Below are 17,403 nucleotides of genomic sequence, written 5' to 3'. Positions count from 1 at the left end.
GCACGGATGCTGCGCCCGCCGCGGCCTGGCAGGCTGTACCGATGAGCGAAGACGACGCCCCGATCGACGTCTCCGTCGAGCACGTGCACACCGGCGACGCGGTCACGCGCGTCACCCGGATGACGACCGACAGCGGCGACGACGCCACCGCCTTCGTGCTCGTCGCCGGGATCGGGGTCGCCGCGACCTACTTCGAGTTCCTCGCGCCGCTCCTGGCTCGCACGGGTGCGGTCTACGCCCTCGACCTCCCGGGGTTCGCGGGCGTGCGCCGCCCCGACGAGGCCCCCACCGCCGCGTTCTTCGCCGATCAGGTCGAGGCCGTCCTCGACCGGTTCGACCTGCGCGACCCGGTGCTGATCGGCCACTCGATGGGCACCCAGGTCGTGACCGAGGTGCTCGTGCGGCGCACGGGCCTCAGCCGCGGCGTGCTCGTCAGCCCCGTCGTCAACGAGGCCGAATCAGCCCCCCTCCTCCAGGGCGTGCGCTTCGCGCAGTCGGCGGCGCGCGAGTCGTTCCACCTCGCGATGACCGCCCTGTCGGCCTACATCCTCTGCGGCATGGTCTACTTCCTCACCGTGCTGCCGCACATGCTCCGCTACCGCATCACCGACCGGGTGCGTCTCGTGAACGCGCGCACCCTGCTCATCCGCGGCGAGTTCGATCGATCGTCACCCCGTCGCTTCCATTCCCGACTCGCCGACGCCCTCCCCGATGCCTGGCGCTGGGAGATGAAGGGGGCGGCCCACTCGATCATCAACGGCCATGCCGTCGGTGTCGCCGAACTCGTGATCCGCCACCTCGACGACGACCTGCCGCGCCGTGGACAGATGCCGTCGGACGAGGCCGAAGTGCCTCCCGCCCGGCACGCCGACATCCGCATGTTCGTCGCGGCGCTCGCCTCCCGCGGCGCGGAGTGGATCAGCGCCCTCCGCGGCGACGAGCGGGGCGTCGCCCGGGCGAAGTCCGAGCACGCCGCGCTTCTCTGGCGCGCGTACTCACCGCGCGGCTGACAGCCGACCGGGCGGCGTCCACGCGCGCCGATAGGATGGGCGCTATCCCCGATCCCCGCGATCTCTGGAGTTCAGCCGCGTGACCAGCCCCGCAGCATCCCTCGCCGACACCGTGCAGAACGCCGCGTCGACGCCCGAGAAGGAGCAGCCCTACGGCGCGCTCGGCCTCAAGTCCGACGAGTACGCGAAGATCCGCGAGATCCTCGGCCGCCGCCCCACGAGCGGCGAGCTGGCGATGTACTCCGTGATGTGGTCGGAGCACTGCTCCTACAAGTCGAGCAAGATCTATCTGCGCCAGTTCGGCCAGAAGGTCTCCGACGAGATGAAGACGCGCCTCATGGTCGGCATGGGCCAGAACGCGGGTGTCGTCGATGTCGGGCAGGGCTGGGCCGTGACCTTCAAGGTCGAGTCGCACAACCACCCGAGCTACATCGAGCCCTTCCAGGGTGCCGCGACCGGCGTCGGCGGCATCGTGCGCGACATCATCTCGATGGGCGCGCGCCCCGTCGCGGTCATGGACCAGCTGCGCTTCGGCGCGATCGACCACCCCGACACCGCCCGCGTCGTGCACGGCGTCACCAGCGGCATCTCGTTCTACGCGAACTGCCTCGGGCTGCCGAACATCGGCGGCGAGACCGTCTTCGACGCGGTCTACCAGGGCAACCCCCTCGTCAACGCCCTCGCGGTGGGCGTCCTTCGTCACGAAGACCTGAAGCTCGCGAACGCGTCGGGCGTCGGCAACAAGGTGGTGCTGTTCGGCGCCCGTACCGGCGGCGACGGCATCGGCGGAGCATCCATCCTCGCCTCCGACACCTTCGCCGACGGCGGACCGACCAAGCGCCCCGCGGTGCAGGTCGGCGACCCCTTCGCCGAGAAGGTGCTCATCGAGTGCTGCCTCGAGCTCTACAAGGCCGAGCTCGTCGAGGCGATCCAAGACCTCGGCGCCGCCGGCATCTCGTGCGCCACGAGCGAGCTCGCCGCCAACGGCAACAGCGGCATGAAGGTCGAGCTGTCCAAGGTGCTGCTGCGCGACCCGTCGCTCACGCCCGAGGAGATCCTCATGAGCGAGAGCCAGGAGCGCATGATGGCGATCGTCGCTCCCGAGAAGCTCGACGCGTTCCTCGCGGTCGTGGCGAAGTGGGACGTCGAGACCAGCGTGCTGGGCGAGGTCACCGGAGACGGCCGCCTCGTCATCGACTGGCACGGCGAGCGCATCGTCGACGTCGACCCCTCCACCGTCGCGGTCGACGGCCCCGTCTACGAGCGTCCCGTCGCCTACCCGACGTGGATCGACGCACTGCAGGCCGACTCGGCGAGCGCGCTTCCCCGCTCGAGCGACCCCGCCACCCTCCGCGACCAGTTCACGCGCCTGCTCGCCAGCCCCAATCTCGCCGACACCTCGTGGATCACGAACCAGTACGACTACTTCGTGCTCGGCAACACCGCCCTGTCGTTCCCCGACGATGCCGGCATGATCCGCGTCGACGAGGAGTCGGGTCTCGGCTTCTCGATCGCCACCGACTGCAATGGCCGCTACTGCCAGCTCGACCCCTACCAGGGGGCGCGTCTCGCCCTGGCCGAGGCCTACCGCAACGTCGCCGTCACCGGCGCCGCCCCCACGGCGGTCACCGACTGCCTCAACTTCGGCAGCCCCGAGAACCCCGAGGTCATGTGGCAGTTCTCGCAGGCCGTCGAGGGCTTGGCCGACGCGTGCCTCGAGATCGGCATCCCGGTCACCGGCGGCAACGTGTCGTTCTACAACCAGACCGGTGACGCCCCGATCTTCCCGACCCCGGTCGTGGGAGTGCTCGGCATCATCGACGACGTCGCCGCGCGCATCCCCAGCGGGTGGCAGGACGCCGGCGAGAACCTCTACCTCCTCGGCATCACGCGCGAGGAGCTCGACGGTTCGGCCTGGGCCGACACGATCCACGACCACCTCGGCGGACGCCCGCCCCAGGTCGACCTCGCCGGGGAGAAGCGACTGGGCGAGCTGCTGCGCGCAGCATCCGACCAGTCGCTCGTCTCCAGCGCTCACGACCTCTCCGCCGGCGGGCTCGGCCAGGCCCTCGCCGAGGGCGTGCTGCGCTTCGGCGTCGGCGCCCGGGTGTGGCTCACCGAGATCATGGAACGCGACGGGGTGGATGCGGCGACCGCCCTCTTCTCCGAGTCGACCGGCCGCGTCATCGTGTCGGTGCCGCGCGAGGAGGACGTGAAGTTCCGCGGGCTCTGCGCGGGCCGCGGCTACCCCGTGCTGCGCATCGGCGTCACGGATCCGGCCGCCGACGGCGAAGAGGCGGCGCTCGAGGTCCAGGGCGTCTTCACGCTGCCGATCTCGGAGCTCCGCGCCGTGTCGACCGCGACGCTGCCCGCCGCCTTCGGCGCCACCGTCACCGAGCCCGCCGCGTAGGGTTGACGCCATGAGCAACGACGAGGACTACGGCGATCTTGTAGGCGTCCGTCAGCGACGCGTGAAGGTGATCGCGTGGGTCGTGATCGCCGCCCTCATCATCACCGGCGGTGGCGCCACGGTGTTCGCGCTGCTCGTCCAGCGCTGAGACCGGGCTCGGGCTCCGGTCGCGGGGCGAGTATGACGCAGCTCCTGAACACCTCGACCGATGCGGCCGCACCCCGCGAGCGCGCGCGGCGACCGCCACGAGGCGCCGCCGCGACGAGCGACGTAGCATGAAGGAGTGGATCCGCTCTGGCTGTTCGTGGCCGACTGGTGGTGGATCGGTCCTGCGGCGGCCGGCACAGCCACTCTCGGCTGGATCGGCGTGCTCACACAGCGGGAGCGAGCGAAGCGGCCGGCGGTGGCGGGCGGCCTCGGACGCAAGACCATGAGCAAGGGTGCCGCGCGTCGGCTCGAGCTCGACGCCGCCGTACTCGATCTGCAGTCTTCGCGCGATGCCGTCGCGCGCAGCCGCGCCGAGGTGCAGGTGGCGCAGGCCGAGCTCGCCCGCGTGCAGGCCGACAGCGCAGCATCCCGCGTCGCTCCGGGTGCCATCGCCGCCGCCCGGGCGCGCGTGCAAGCCGCTCAGCGGCAGGTGCGCGCCGCGGGCGCCGACCTGCGCGCACGACGCGCGGGGTTGAAGGCCGCGAAGGCCACCTTGCCCGCCATCCGTGCCGGGCGCGCCATGCTGCCGCTCGACCGGCTCATGGCCCAGCACGACGCTCTGAACGCCCGGTGGCTGGCCTACGAGACCGACATCGACCTGCAGCTCGCCTACCCCGCGATGAGCGACGCCCGCTCGCCCCTGCTCGCGGTGTTCCTCCGCGAGCAGTCGCAGGCGCAGTGGCTGCGCCCCAGCTCGAGCAGTGTGCGGGTGACACCGGCGGACTTCCTCGCCTACCGCGATGCGGTGCGTCGGGCCGGGCACGCGTTCGACGACGCCGAGCGCGAGGCGCGTCGGCAGGCCGGCGAGGCACCCCCGCGAACGACGGATGCGGCGTCGGAGATGTGGTCGCAGATGGCGCAGACCCTCGGCGACAACGCGCAACGGGCCGTCTCCGACTCCGTGCGGGCGATGAGCCGCGCGGCGAAAGACCGCTTCGATCGCGCCCGATCGTCGCGCGCGTCCTCCGACGACGCACCGCGTCGGCCCTCGGGCGGCGACGACCCGATGCCTCCGAGCGACCCCGTGTGGCCCGTGCCTGGCCGCGACCGGCCGTACGACCGGTGACCGTCGACGACGGCGCACCGCCGCTCGGCGGACGCGCGATCATCGAGCAGCGGTGGAGCACGGCGCTCTTCCTGCACTGGCGGGTCGACCCCGCCGCGATCGCCGGCCGCCTTCCGCCCGGAACGCGCCCCGATCTCTTCGACGGGTCGGCCTGGGTGGGGTTGATCCCCTTCGTCCTCGGCGACTTCCGCTTCCTGCCTCTGCCGCCGGTGCCCGTGGTCGGATCGTTCGTCGAGATCAACGTGCGCACGTACGCCGTCGATGAGCGCGGCCGCCGGGGTGTCGTCTTCCTCACCCTGGAGGCCGAGCACCTGCTTCCGGTCGCCGGCGCGCGGGCGCTCTTCGGCCTCCCCTATCGCTGGGCGAGAGCCGGTCTCCGCGCCGACGAGCAAGCGATCGAGTACCGCTCACACCGGCACGGCCCCGGCCCGAGGCCGCGCACGCGCATCCGGGTCGTTCCCGGCGCGACCCCCGTCGACACCGACCTGTCGCGGTTCCTGACCGCGCGATGGGGGTTCCACCAGTCCCACCTCGGCCGCACGATCTGGGCCGCGAACGAACACGAGCCGTGGCCGCTCGTCGACGGCGAACTCCTCGCCCTCGACGACGAGCTGCTCGGCGACAGCGGCTTCGCCGGCCTCGCGTCGCGCCCGCCCGACTCCGTGCTCGCGATGCCGTCGCAGCATCCGGGATTCCTCACCCGCTTCGGGACACCCGTGCGCGTGTGACGCCGCCGCCCGTCACGACGGGAGGAGATCTCACGAGCGGCTGACCGCCGGGCCCCCGACGGTCCTCCGCTCGTGAGGTTTCCTCCGCTCGTGGCCGCGCCCCGTGCGCGAACGAGAGAACGGGCGGGCTCCCCGGAGGGAACCCGCCCGCTCATCGAACTCAGGTCAGCGCGCCGCGACCGCGGGGATCACGTCGGGGTACTGCTCGAGCCACGCGGTGATGGCCTCGGCCTCGCGCCCCTCGCCGTACTCGTTGACGACCATGTCTTCCAGGGCGCCGTACTGCTCGTCGTCCAGCTTGATGCCGGAGATCAGCTCCGCAGCATCCGGGTACTTCTCGGCGAAGCCCGACGCGCCGAGGAAGTGCAGCGCCTCGGGGTCGCCCATGAGGCCCTGCGGGTCGGCGAGGTCCTTGATGTCGAACGCGTCGTTGGCCCAGAACGGACGCCACAGCGTCACGACGATGTCGTCCTGCGCGGCGATCGCGTTGTCGAGCTCGGTGAGCATCGCCGCGGTCGACGAGGTGACGAGCTCGAACTCGCCGTCGAGACCGTACCCGGGGAGTGCGACCTCCTGGGTCTGCTTGGTCAGGCCGGCGCCGGGCTCGATGCCGTAGATCTTGCCGTCGAAGCGGTCGGCCTGGCCGGCGAGGTCTTCGATCGAGTCGATGTCGGAGTAGCTCGGCACCGCGAGCGTGAGCTTCGCGTTGTCGTAGTAGGCGCCGAGGTCGTCGATCGAGTCGCCGTACTCCTCCATGTAGGACGCGTGGGTCAGCTCGGGCCATGCCGACGGGTAGATGTCGATGTCGCCCTGGGCGAGCGCGGTGTAGAGCGGGCCCGCCTCGGTGAGCGTCTCCATCTCGACCGTGTAGCCGAGCTCCTCGAGCTGGTTCTGGAGGAGGTAGGCGGTGCTGAGGCCGTCAGTCCACGAGGGGAGGAAGCCGAGGGTGATGGTGCCCTTGTCGCCGGAGTCGGCGTTGCTGTCGCCGTCACCGGCGCCGCTCGCGCAACCTGCGAGGGCGAGGGATGCTGCGGCTCCGAGAGCAACGAGGGATGTGATCTTGCGGGACATCTGCATGGTGTTCCTTTCGTATGTTCTGCTGCGTTCCGTATGGGTTCAGTGAGGTCGGGCCGAGGCCCGTGTGTCAGCCGTTGGTGCTGATCGGGGCGCGACGCGGCGATGCCTTCATGCGGTCGGCCTCCGCCGTGGCGTCCTTGTCGTCGGCCGAGGGCGCGATCGCCCGCTGAGCGGCGCGGCGACGGGAGATCAGACCGAGGAGCGAGCCGCGGTACTCCGAGGGGTTGCCGAGCGCGGCGGTCACGCGGTCGAGGTAGACCGCGATGATGACGACGCTGAGGCCCGCTTCGACGCCCTTCGCGAGGTTGACGGTCGAGATCGCCGAGACGACCTCCTTGCCGAGGCCGTCGGCCCCGACGATGCCGGCCACGACCGCCATCGACAGCGCGAGCATGATGACCTGGTTGACGCCGGCCATGATCGTCGGCATCGCCAGGGGAAGCTGGATGCCGCGGAGGATCTGCCCCGGCTTGGCGCCGAACGCGTGGCCGGCCTCGACGGTCTCGGAGTCGACGCCGCGGATGCCGAGCTCGGTCAGCCGCACGCCGGGCGGGAGGGCGAAGATCACCGTGGAGACGAGACCGGGGACCACGCCGATGCTGAAGAACGTGATCGCCGGGATCAGGTAGACGAAGGCCGGCATCGTCTGCATGAAGTCGAGCACCGGCTTGAGGATCGAGCGCACCCGGGCGTTGCGCGCCGACCAGATGCCCAGCGGCACCGAGATCGCGACCGCGATCAGGGTGGCCACGAGCACGAGGGAGAGGGTCTGCATCGAGGCGGTCCACTGGGCCATGCCGACGATGAGGGTGAACGACACCAGGGTGCCCACACCGAGCTGCCACGATCGGACCAGCCAGCCGATGAGCGCCGCGACGACGATGGCCACGGGGATCGGGGTGCTCACCAGCACGTCGGTGAGCGTGTCGACGAGGAGGCGCACGATCCATGCGATCGCGTCGAGCAGTCCGTCGAGGTTGTCGCGGATCCAGTCCACCCCGCCCTTGACCCAGGAACCCACGGGAATACGGAAGTCTTCCATCACACTGCCGCCTTTCCTGTGGTGGTGGATGCATCGTCGGCCGACTCCGCGAGGGCCTCGTCGATGACGGTCGCCGGAAGCGGGACGACGGGGATCGTGATCTCGTCGGTCGCCCCGGGGCCGGGGCCGAGCGCCGCGAGAAGAGTGACGCGGGGGATCACGCCGACGAGCCTGCCCTCGGCGTCGGTCACCGCCAGCGGCACGGGCGATTCGACCGCGGGGACGAAGAGATTCATCAGCACCTCGTCCTGCGAGACGGTGAGCGGGGCGGGGCGGATCACCGAGGTGACCGAGCCCTCGCCGCGTCGGACCAGGGCGATCGCGTCGCGATCGGTGACCACGCCGAGGAGGCGGCGGTCTCGCCCCACGACGTACGCGGCCGACATGTACGCGTCGCGCATCTGGCGCAGGGCGGAGCGGGGTCCGGCGGTCTCGGTGACCACGGGCCGCGGGCGCTCCATGACGTTGGCGGCGGTCAGCACGCGTGCGCGATCGACGTCCTGCACGAACTGCTCCACGTAGTCGTTCGCCGGGTCGGTGAGGATGTCTTCCGGCGTGCCGATCTGCACGATGCGACCGTCGCGCATCACGGCGATGCGGTCGCCCAGGAGCATGGCCTCGTTGAGGTCGTGCGTGATGAAGACGATCGTCTTCTGCAGCTTCTGCTGGAGCGCGAGCAGTTGCTCCTGCATCTCGCGACGGATGAGGGGATCGAGGGCGCTGAAGGCTTCGTCCATCAGCAGCACATCGGGATCGGCCGCGAGGGCACGGGCGATGCCGACGCGCTGCTGCATGCCGCCCGACAGCGCGTCGGGGAGCTTGTCGCCCCACCCCTCGAGCCCGACGAGCGAGAGGATCTCCTCGGCGCGCGCGAGGCGCTCGGTCTTGGCGACGCCCCGCAGCTCGAGCGGGTACGCGACGTTCTCGGCGACCGAGCGGTGCGGCAGGAGCGCGAAGTGCTGGAACACCATCGAGACGCGGTCTCGGCGCAACGCCCGCAGCTTCGCCGCGGTGGTGCCGGTCACCGGCTCGCCGTGCACGTGGACCGACCCGGCGGTGGCGTCGTGGAGCCCGTTGAGCATGCGGATGATCGTCGACTTGCCGGAACCCGACAGGCCCATGATGACGAAGATCTCGCCTTCGGCGACGTCGAAGCTCGCGTCGATGACGGCGGCGGTTCCCGCGTCGGCGACGTCGGTGCGGCTCTCACCGGCTTTCAGGCGTTGGACGGCCTTCTGGGGACTGCGTCCGAAGACCTTGAAGAGATTGCGCGCCTCGAGGGCAGGCGGAAGAACGGTCACAGTGTGTACCTCGGCTGCCCCGCGCGGGGACGGCATCGGTCACGCCCGGGTGGCGGTCGCAGACGCGCACCTCGGGTCGAGGCGCGGCCGGGCGGCGGGTGTCGGACCCGCACGCAAAGACCGCCGACCGTACGATCGCGGTCTGACACCCTCGGGAGATGTCACCGCGACCGCGGACTGGTCGGGTGGCCCGGCAACGGGCACATCTCAACGTGTCACGGCCTCGGGGGCGTTGGCAAATCGGGCCGCGAGGCGACCTGCACGGTGCCGCGAGCCTCGATCCGGGTACGCCGGCGCGTGAGACGGCGTCGCCGACGGAGCACGCGGAGCCCCCGCCGGAAGGCCGCGGGATCCCTTATTCGGCGGCGATCCAGACGGCGACGTCGGGGGGCAGCTCGGCCCCCGAGAAGGGCTCGCTCGCGACGATCACCCGACCCGCGGGCAGGGGCACATTCGTCTGCCCGAGATTGGCGACAATCGTGACCTTCCCGTTACGGAAGGCCACCGAATCCTCCCCCAGGGAGAGCCATTCGAGCGTCCCGGCACCGAGTCGCGCCTCGCGACGAGCCGCCAGGAGCCGTCGATAGAGGTGGAGTGTCGAGTCGGGATCTCGCTCCTGACTGTCACGGGCGAACGGCGCCCACCCTTCCGGCTGCGGCAGCCAAGGCGGCGCATGAGTCGCACCGAAGCCGTACGAGGGCGCGTCCGCCTCCCACGGCAGAGGAACCCGGCATCCGTCCCTCCCGTACCGCTCGCCGTTCGAGCGGGCCCAGGTCGGGTCCTGACGTGCAGCGGCGGGAAGGTCGACGACCTCGGGGAGTCCGAGCTCCTCGCCCTGGTAGAGATAGGCCGATCCGGGCAGCGCCAGCATCACGGTCGTCGCCGCTCGCGCGCGTCGCAGGCCCAGTTCGGGGATGGGGCGACCGGGCGAGTCCGGACCGATCCCGTGCCCCTGCGGGTTCTCGGCGGTGAGCGCGAGACGGGCCGTGTGCCGCACCACGTCGTGATTCGACAGCACCCACGTGCTGGGCGCGCCGACCGCACCGTAGGCGCGCAACGACTCGTCGATGACGGCGCGGAGCCTGCCGGCGTGCCAGGGCGTCTCGAGATAGGCGAAGTTGAACGCCTGCGACATCTCGTCGGGGCGCACCCAGAGACTCGTCATCTCGATCGAGGGCAGCCAGGCCTCGGCGCAGAGGGCCCGGTCGCCGTCGTACTCCTCGAGCAGCGAGCGCCAGTCGCGGAAGATGTCGTGCACTCCCGGCTGCGCCCAGTACGGCACGCCGTACTCGTCGCCGCCCATCGACCCCGCGTGCGGGTCGGGGGTGTAATCGGGCAGCCCCTCGGCCTTCACCAGCCCGTGCGCGACGTCGACGCGGAAGCCGTCCACGCCCCGATCGAGCCAGAAGCGCAGGATGCGGCGGAACTCCGCCCGCACATCCTGGCTGGTCCAATCGAAATCGGGCTGCGAGGTGTCGAACAGGTGCAGGTACCACTGGCCGGGAGCGCCGTCGGCGTCGAGCGTCCGGGTCCACGCCGGCCCCCCGAACAGCGACTGCCAATTGTTGGGCGGCAGGTCGCCGCCCGGCCCCCGGCCGTCGCGGAACATGTATCGCGCGCGCTCCGGGCTCCCCGGGGCGGCGCGCAGCGCGTCGTGGAACCACGGATGCCGGTCGGACGAGTGGTTCGGCACGAGGTCGACGATCACACGGATGCCCCGAGCGTGGGCGGCCGCCCGCAGCACGTCGAAGTCGTCGAGCGTGCCGAAGAGCGGGTCGACGTCGCAGTAGTCGGCGACGTCGTACCCGGCGTCCTTCTGCGGCGACACGTAGAAGGGGCTCAGCCAGATGGCGTCGACCCCCAGCGCCTCGAGGGCGGACAGGCGCGCCGTCACGCCGGCGAGATCGCCGACCCCGTCTCCGTTCGCATCGGCGAACGACCGCGGATAGATCTGGTAGATGACGGCCGAGCGCCACCACTGCGCGCCGGCCGTCGTCGCGCCCGAGATCACGACTCCGACGTGGCGAAGGTATCGAGGCGCATCGTGGCGGTGGCGCTGTGCGCGGCCATCCCCTCGGAGTCGGAGATGACCTGCACCGCGTGCGCCAGCTCGGGGGTGGCGTCGCGGGTGATGCGCTGGTAGGTCAACGGCTTGAGGAAGCGGGAGACCGACAGCCCCGCGCTGTGCTTGGCGCCGCCGGCGGTCGGCAGAACGTGGTTCGTCCCCGCCATGCCCTTGTCGGAGTAGGCGACCGTGCTCCACGCGCCGAGGAAGATCGAGCCGTAGTTGCGCAGGTGGTCGTGGTACCACGCGTCGTCCGAGGTGATCACCTCGAGGTGCTCCGGCGCGAGATCGTCCATCAGCACGACCGCTGCTTCGCGGTCGGCGGCGACCGTGACCGAGCCGTAGTCCCGCCACGCCGGCCCGGCGATGGGCTCCGTGGCGAGTCCGCTCAGCTGTCGCTCGACGGCCTCGATCACCGCACGTCCGTGCTCCTCCGACGTCGTCACGAGGGCAGCGGGCGAGTTCGGCCCGTGCTCGGCCTGCCCGAGGAGGTCGGCGGCGACGATCTCGGGATCGGCGGTCTCGTCCGAGATGACGGCGACCTCGGAGGGCCCGGCGAGCAGGTCGATCGCCACGGTGCCGAAGAGCTGACGCTTCGCTTCGGCGACGTAGGCGTTGCCCGCACCGACGAGCATGTCGATCGGCAGCTCTCCGAGCAGCCCGTACGCCATGGCCGCCAGTGCCTGCACTCCGCCGAGCACGAACACGCGGTCCACACCGGAGAGGTGGGCCGCGTAGACGACCGCGTCGTTCGCGCCACCGCCGGGCTGCGGCGGGGTGCACGCGATGACCGTGGGAACGCCGGCTGCCTTGGCCACACCGACGGTCATGAACGCGCTGGCCGTCAGGGGGAAGCGCCCGGCCGGGAGGTATGCCCCGACGCGGGAGACCGGTACGTAGCGCGCGCCGGTGACCAGCCCCGGGACCAGCTCGGTCTCGAAGTCCTTCAGGTGGGAGCGCTGAACCCCGGCGAAGGCCCGTGTCCGTTCCGCGCCGAGCTCGATCGCCGCGCGGAGATCGGCCGGGAGGCGGTCGCCGCTCGTCGCGATCTGCGCCGCGGTGAGCTCGATCTCGCCGCCGGTGTCGTTGTCGAGGGTGCGCGCGTAGTCGCGGACGGCGTCCATCCCGCGGCGCTGGATGTCGGAGAGCATCGCCGAAACCGTCTCGATCACGGCGGGATCGCGCTGCGCGGCCGGAGCGTCGACGAGCGGAGTCTTGAGGTGGTGGAAAGAGCCCTGCAGGCTCTGCAGCAGAACGGGAGTGAAGCGCATGACAGATAGCTAAGCGTTCGCGCTGATACCCCACAAGCCCAGTGGATACGATGTGAACCATCGGGTTTACCATTGGCTGTGACCATCGCGCAGCTGAAGGCCTTCCTCGCCGCCCTCGACCTCGGCTCGTTCACCGCGGCCGCTGTCGAGCTCGACAGCGCTCAGGCCTCCGTCTCGGAGCTCGTGGCGCGTCTCGAACGAGAGCTGGGGGTGAAGCTGTTCGCCCGGGGCGGTCGACGACTCACCCCCACCGATGCCGCCCTCGCCCTGCGCGCTCACGCCGAGCAGGCCGTGAGCGCGATCGACAACGGTCTCGAGACCGTCCGCGCGCTCCACGCGCTCGAGGGCGGTACGTGCACCTTCGGGGTGCTGCGCAACGCCGCCTACTACGACCTGTCCGACCTGGTCGAGCGCTTCCACGCGCAGCACCCGAAGGTGAAGGTGCGCCTCGTCGGACTCAACTCCGCGCTCGTCGCGGAGTCGGTCGCCGCCGGCGAGATAGAAGCGGGTCTCGTCGTGCTGCCGGTCGAGGAATCGGGGCTGCGCATCACCCCGCTCTTCCGCGACGAGGTGCTCTACGCATCCGCACACCGTCGCCCCGCCGACGGCCCCGTGACGACGTCAGAGGTGTCGTCGGCGAAGCTCGTGCTCTACGACGCCTACGCCGCGTGGAACGACCCCACGCGACGGCAACTTCTCGCTCGGGCGCGACTGGAGGGGCTCACCATCGAGCCGGCGATCGAGGTCGAACACGTCGAGACGGCGATCAGCCTGGTGGCCACCGGCGCCGCCGACACGATCGTCTCGCGAACGATCGCCGAGTCGCCCTCGTTCCCGCCGGGGGTCGCCGTCACCCCGTTCGCCGATCCGATCTACGACACGATCGCCCTCGTGCAGCGCGACGGCGCCTACCTCTCACCCGCGACGCGCCGGCTCGCGCAGCTCGCCCAACAGCTGCTGATGGCCAGGGTGGGCGACCATGCCGGCCGCTCCCCCGCCTGACCTCACCCGTAGAGGTCGGGACGGCGATCGGCGAAGAGGTCGTTGCGAGGTGGCAGACCTTTGTCACCGCGCAACGAGATGGTCGTCGCGGCGATGCCGTCGACGTCTGCGGATGCCGCGACCCAGCCGTCCTCGTCGATGACCGCGGTGCCGCCCGTCCACGGCACCCCCCTCTCCACGCCGCGACGATCCGCGATGACGGTGGCCAGGCGTGAGGACCGTGCCGCGGCCATCGCCTGGATCGTCTCCGGGGCGCGCTCTCCTTCCGGGCGCGCGACGAGCGGCCAGTTCACGGGCAGCGCCAGCACGTCCGCACCGGCCAGCGCGAGCCGCCGCGGAACCTCGGGGAACTCGTTGTCGTAGCAGATCGCGACGCCGAGACGCCCGACGGGTGTCTCGAACAGCGCCCCCGCAGCATCCCCGGTGCGGAAGAAGTCCGCCTCCATCCCCCAGAGATGCGCCTTGCGGTAGTCGCCGATGCGCTCGTCTCGGGTGAGGACGGCGGCGGTGTTGTACAGATGCTCTCCGTCTCGCTCGGCGTACCCCACGACGGCGACCGCCCCGCGCGGCAGCGCGGCGGCGAGGTCGCGCCACCGCGGATCGTCGCGGGCGACGGATGCGGCGAAGGCCTCGGCGCGATCGGCGAACACGTATCCGCTCGTGGCGAGTTCGGGCACGACGATGAGACCCGCGCCGTCACTGCCCGAGCGGAGCACGGCGTCGCGGATACGCGCGAAATTGCCGGCGACCTCGCCCACACGAATGTCGGGCGAGGTCGCGGCGACCCTGAGAGTACGTGTCATACGTCGGGGGAGGAGATCAGTCGTCCTCGGTGGCCGTGATCATCACACCGACCGGTGCGAGGTATCCGTTGGGGTCGATCATCCAGTCGGCGTCGCGGGCGGCGTCGACGACCTCGGGCGCCCAGTCGATGTAGACACGGTCGTCGCCGGAGTTGACGACGAGGAGTTCTCCGTGGCCCGACTCCCCCGCCTCGATGCAACGGAACGCCCGCCAGGCTCCGACGGGCACCGAGAACGAGTCCGAGGGACCGATCTCCACGGTGGTGGCCGGGTCGCCGTTGAGAGTGACGGCCCACCGGCCGGACTTCACCAGCAGCGCCTGCGTCTTGTCGTGACGGTGGCGAAGGATTCCCTCGTCCTCCGCCGCGCGGACCCATGCCATGTTGAACGAGTGGGGCTCGTGGATGCGGGGCACCTGGCGCCGATCCTCGCTCATGCCGTACCCGATGGCCAGGCTGAGCTCGGCGCCACCGCCGGGGAGACTGGCGCACAGCAGGGCGTTGCTGCTGTAGACGCGGTCGCCGGGCTGGATGACGCGGCCGCGCATCTGCTCGACCGAGTAGGTGCTGAGTTCGTCGACGTACTTCTGCTGGATCGGCTTGATCAGCGAGACGCCCTCGGGGAGCACATCACCGGCGACCGTGTCGATCAGCTGGTTGTCCGCCGTCAGGTGCAGGCCGTAGGACTCCGCCTCCTTGAGCACGGAAGGGCCCCAGATGATGCCGCCCGTCACGTCGCGACCCAGCACTGTCCACAGGATGCCGTCGTCAGGACCCTCGTTCGTGAAGCCGCGGAAGATCCACGTGGGGATCGAGATGATGTCGCCGTCGGTGCTGACGTACTCGCCCTGCTTGCCGTCGATCCCCCAGCGCAGCCGGAACTCGCCGCCGAGGTTCACGAACACCTCGGCAGTGAAGTGCAGGTGGAGGTTGTTCGAGATGCCCTTGGGCATGCCCGCGGCACCGGTGTTGAATCCGTGTTCCTCGGTGAGGTTGATGACCTGACCGGCATTCTGCGAGACGCCGCCACCGATGAAGGCGTAGTTCTCCTTGCGGTCGGAGCCCGGGGTGCGGCAGTCGATGAAAGCCGCGTTGTGGGGCGCCCAATCCGTCTTGCGGATCGTGCGACGCTCGATCTCTGTTTCATCGACGGTGACGTCTTGGCTCAGATGATCGGTGCTCATTTTCGTCTTCTCTCTCTGTGTCGTGCGAATCAGTAGATGTTGGAGGGGCCGACGCTCTCGTCGCCGCGCATGCCGGCGATCTGGGCGCGAAGGGCGATGTCGTCCCAGAGCCGTACCTCTTTCGTCAACGCCCCCTTGTGGAACGTGAACTGCGAGATGCCCAGCAGGTCGACGGGCTTGCCCGTGAGGGGACCGTAGTTCGGCTTGCCGGAGTAGTCGCCGACGAACTTCCACGTGACGGCCACGCGCAGGCCCGCGTAGCGGACGTCGTAGTTGGTCTGGATGTCGCGGATCTCGAACTGCCCGGCCGGGAAAGCCTCGAGGAAGCGCAGCAGGGAGCGGCGGTAGCCCTCGGGCCGGATGACGAGGCGGTTGCCGACGGTCAGGAGGACGAGGTCGCGCTCGAAGTACTTCTCGACCTTCTGCAGGTCACGGTCGTTCCAGACCGTCTGGATCATGTCGATCACGGTCTCGACCTCTGAGCGGTGATCGTCGGCGCGCGGACCCGAATCACCCCGGGCGATCGGGTCGACGGGGGCGGGTTCCGTCCACGACCCCGTGTAGCCCCGGAAGGCCTGGGCACGGGCGAGCTCGTCGAGGTCGTCGCCGCGCTCGAGCGCCCCGGCGAGGGTGTCGCGCACGACCCACTCCTCGACCATGCGGCCTCGTCGGTAGAGGCAGTTGGCGATGGTACGGCTGTACTCCGGCGCCTGCAGGTGACCCGACAGCACCAGGTGCGAGCTCAGGAACGCGTCGTCGCCGCGCGCCTCCCAGATGACGTCTTCGGCCTGGCCGGTGCGATCGGGCGTCGCCGAGATGCGCATGAGAGTGCCCTCGATCACCTCGTCGCGCGACGTCGAGGTTCCGTAGGCCCCGTGCACGATCGAGTCCGGTTCATAGTTCTCGCGGATGTAGCTGATCGAACGGTCCACCCAGATGAGGTCGGTGACCTCGCGGATGAAATCGTCGGGGTCTGCATACGGCTGGTAGGCCACCGGATCGAGAGGCACGCGTGAACTCCTTGGGGTTGGTCCCGGCCGCGTCTTGCGTGGCGGGCGGGGTGTCGTTGTTGGCAGTGTATGCGTATGCACAACAAGCCCGCAAGGGGATGTCAGCGCATGCGCTGACCGGGTTCCGGCGTCAGCGACGAGGCGCGACCGCCAGGGTTCGACGCTCGACGAAGGAGGTCGGGAACTCGACGTGCGAGACGTCGGCGTCGGGGTCTTCGATGCGCCGGGCCATGAGCTTCGCCGCCTCTCGTGCCATCTGCGTGAAGTCGTACGCGATCGTCGACAACTCGATGATCGGCCACGCCGCGGGGGGCAGGTCGTCGAACCCGATGATCGACACGTCATCGGGCACAGCGACCCCCGCCCGTCGGGCGGCGTTCAGCGCGCCGTAGGCGACGACGTCGTTGCCGCAGAAGATGAGGGTGGGCGGATCGGGGAGGGCGAGCAGCTCCGTGGTGGCGGAGTCTCCGCAGGCGGTGTCGAACTTGCCGCGACGGACGAATGCGGGATCGAGCGCCACCCCGCGCTCGGCGAGCGCGGCCCGCAACGCCACCTCGCGCGTCTGCGCGGTGCTGGTGTTGCTCGGACCGAGCACCGCCCCCACGCGCCGGTGGCCGAGTTCGACAGCGCGCCTCACGGCGTCCGAGAAGCCCGCCATCGGCGAGACCACCGTCGCGTCCGCGTCGACGAAGGCGGCCGTCCGGTTGAAATAGACGAACGGCAGACCGCGGTCGCGCAACCGCAACGGGGCCACCGAATCGACGGTCGCCGTGGCGAGGATCACCCCGTCGAGCCCGTTGGCGATGAGCCGCTCTGCGACCGTCTCGTTGTCGGCCGTCTCGGTGTGGAGCACGAGCTGATAGCCCATGCCCTCCAGCTCGTGGTGCACCGGCGCGATGATGTGGGAGTAGAACTGGTTGCCCAGATCGGTGACGAGCAGACCGATGCGCCGCGTGCGCCCCGACGAGAGGGCACGGCCGGCCTCGCTGGGGACGTAGCCCAGAAGGTCGGCGGCCTCCCGGACGCGCTTCTTCGTCTCGGACGAGACACGGGGGTCGTCGCGGAGCGCTCGAGAGACGGTCGGCTGCGAGACACCCGCGAGCCGGGCGACGTCTCTGCTGGTGACAGCCATTGCACCCCCTGCGGTCTCGCCACGACGCGTCAAAGTCTATCCGACCGCTTGACCTGTCCATGCATACGCAGTCATGATGAGCACATACGTATGCAC

At 70.3% G+C, this 17,403-nt stretch carries 15 protein-coding genes; 6 read left to right on the top strand and 9 right to left on the bottom strand.

The annotated features are described in order from the left end of the window. The first annotated feature begins 41 nt into the window (after positions 1 to 41). The 5 genes from ABTU82_RS09115 (at position 42) to ABTU82_RS09095 (ending at position 5,421) form a co-directional block, all read left to right on the top strand. Positions 42 to 1,010 (top strand): alpha/beta fold hydrolase, encoded by a 969-nt coding sequence (locus ABTU82_RS09115; protein WP_407173020.1) that lies wholly within the window; start codon positions 42 to 44, stop codon positions 1,008 to 1,010. Positions 1,011 to 1,089: 79 nt separating this feature from the next. Then, on the top strand, positions 1,090 to 3,420 hold the full coding sequence (gene purL, locus ABTU82_RS09110; protein ID WP_407173019.1) for a phosphoribosylformylglycinamidine synthase subunit PurL: 2,331 nt from the start codon (positions 1,090 to 1,092) through the stop codon (positions 3,418 to 3,420). Positions 3,421 to 3,430: 10 nt separating this feature from the next. After that, positions 3,431 to 3,568, top strand: a complete 138-nt coding sequence (locus ABTU82_RS09105; protein ID WP_165817938.1) for a hypothetical protein — start codon at positions 3,431 to 3,433, stop codon at positions 3,566 to 3,568. A gap of 135 nt (positions 3,569 to 3,703) precedes the next feature. After that, a complete protein-coding gene (locus ABTU82_RS09100; protein ID WP_407173017.1) occupies positions 3,704 to 4,693 on the top strand; it encodes a hypothetical protein in 990 nt (329 codons plus the stop codon). Then, the gene (locus ABTU82_RS09095; RefSeq protein WP_407173016.1) at positions 4,690 to 5,421 is read left to right on the top strand and encodes a YqjF family protein; all 732 of its coding nucleotides are present in this window, start codon (positions 4,690 to 4,692) and stop codon (positions 5,419 to 5,421) included. The genes ABTU82_RS09100 and ABTU82_RS09095 overlap by 4 nt, the downstream gene beginning before the upstream one ends. A 165-nt stretch (positions 5,422 to 5,586) precedes the next feature. Here the strand turns inward: ABTU82_RS09095 and ABTU82_RS09090 are convergent, their stop codons facing one another. The 5 genes from ABTU82_RS09090 to hisD form a co-directional block, all read right to left on the bottom strand. Further along, the gene (locus ABTU82_RS09090; RefSeq protein ID WP_116647274.1) at positions 5,587 to 6,492 is read right to left on the bottom strand and encodes a glycine betaine ABC transporter substrate-binding protein; all 906 of its coding nucleotides are present in this window, start codon (positions 6,490 to 6,492) and stop codon (positions 5,587 to 5,589) included. A 73-nt stretch (positions 6,493 to 6,565) separates the two neighbouring features. Further along, the gene (locus ABTU82_RS09085; RefSeq protein ID WP_116647036.1) at positions 6,566 to 7,540 is read right to left on the bottom strand and encodes an ABC transporter permease; all 975 of its coding nucleotides are present in this window, start codon (positions 7,538 to 7,540) and stop codon (positions 6,566 to 6,568) included. Then, positions 7,540 to 8,877 carry a quaternary amine ABC transporter ATP-binding protein gene (locus ABTU82_RS09080; RefSeq protein ID WP_116647035.1) on the bottom strand — a complete coding sequence of 446 codons (1,338 nt, stop codon included), beginning with the start codon at positions 8,875 to 8,877 and terminating at the stop codon, positions 7,540 to 7,542. The genes ABTU82_RS09085 and ABTU82_RS09080 overlap by 1 nt, the downstream gene beginning before the upstream one ends. A 319-nt stretch (positions 8,878 to 9,196) precedes the next feature. Then, on the bottom strand, positions 9,197 to 10,852 hold the full coding sequence (locus ABTU82_RS09075) for a glycoside hydrolase family 13 protein (RefSeq protein ID WP_116647034.1): 1,656 nt from the start codon (positions 10,850 to 10,852) through the stop codon (positions 9,197 to 9,199). Further along, positions 10,849 to 12,177, bottom strand: a complete 1,329-nt coding sequence (gene hisD, locus ABTU82_RS09070; RefSeq protein WP_116647033.1) for a histidinol dehydrogenase — start codon at positions 12,175 to 12,177, stop codon at positions 10,849 to 10,851. Before hisD ends, ABTU82_RS09075 begins: the two co-directional genes overlap by 4 nt. Before the next feature lie 78 nt (positions 12,178 to 12,255). On the opposite strand from hisD, the gene ABTU82_RS09065 reads away from it, so the two are divergent. Then, positions 12,256 to 13,179 (top strand): LysR family transcriptional regulator, encoded by a 924-nt coding sequence (locus ABTU82_RS09065; protein ID WP_407173008.1) that lies wholly within the window; start codon positions 12,256 to 12,258, stop codon positions 13,177 to 13,179. A gap of 2 nt (positions 13,180 to 13,181) precedes the next feature. Here ABTU82_RS09065 and ABTU82_RS09060 read toward each other — a convergent pair whose 3' ends face one another. From ABTU82_RS09060 to ABTU82_RS09045, 4 genes are all read right to left on the bottom strand, one after another. Further along, the gene (locus ABTU82_RS09060; RefSeq protein WP_407173007.1) at positions 13,182 to 13,982 is read right to left on the bottom strand and encodes a nitrilase-related carbon-nitrogen hydrolase; all 801 of its coding nucleotides are present in this window, start codon (positions 13,980 to 13,982) and stop codon (positions 13,182 to 13,184) included. Between the two features lie 16 nt (positions 13,983 to 13,998). Further along, positions 13,999 to 15,165 (bottom strand): cupin domain-containing protein, encoded by a 1,167-nt coding sequence (locus ABTU82_RS09055; protein WP_116647030.1) that lies wholly within the window; start codon positions 15,163 to 15,165, stop codon positions 13,999 to 14,001. 29 nt (positions 15,166 to 15,194) lie between these two features. Beyond that, a complete protein-coding gene (locus ABTU82_RS09050) occupies positions 15,195 to 16,175 on the bottom strand; it encodes an ester cyclase (RefSeq protein ID WP_116647029.1) in 981 nt (326 codons plus the stop codon). 130 nt (positions 16,176 to 16,305) lie between these two features. Continuing rightward, a complete protein-coding gene (locus tag ABTU82_RS09045; RefSeq protein ID WP_116647028.1) occupies positions 16,306 to 17,307 on the bottom strand; it encodes a LacI family DNA-binding transcriptional regulator in 1,002 nt (333 codons plus the stop codon). Positions 17,308 to 17,403: the final 96 nt, after the last annotated feature.

This window comes from Microbacterium deferens (assembly GCF_045517775.1).
In the GTDB taxonomy this organism is placed as follows: domain Bacteria; phylum Actinomycetota; class Actinomycetes; order Actinomycetales; family Microbacteriaceae; genus Microbacterium.
Note: the sequence above shows the minus strand (reverse complement) of the source record. Positions and strands in the feature narration are given on the sequence as shown.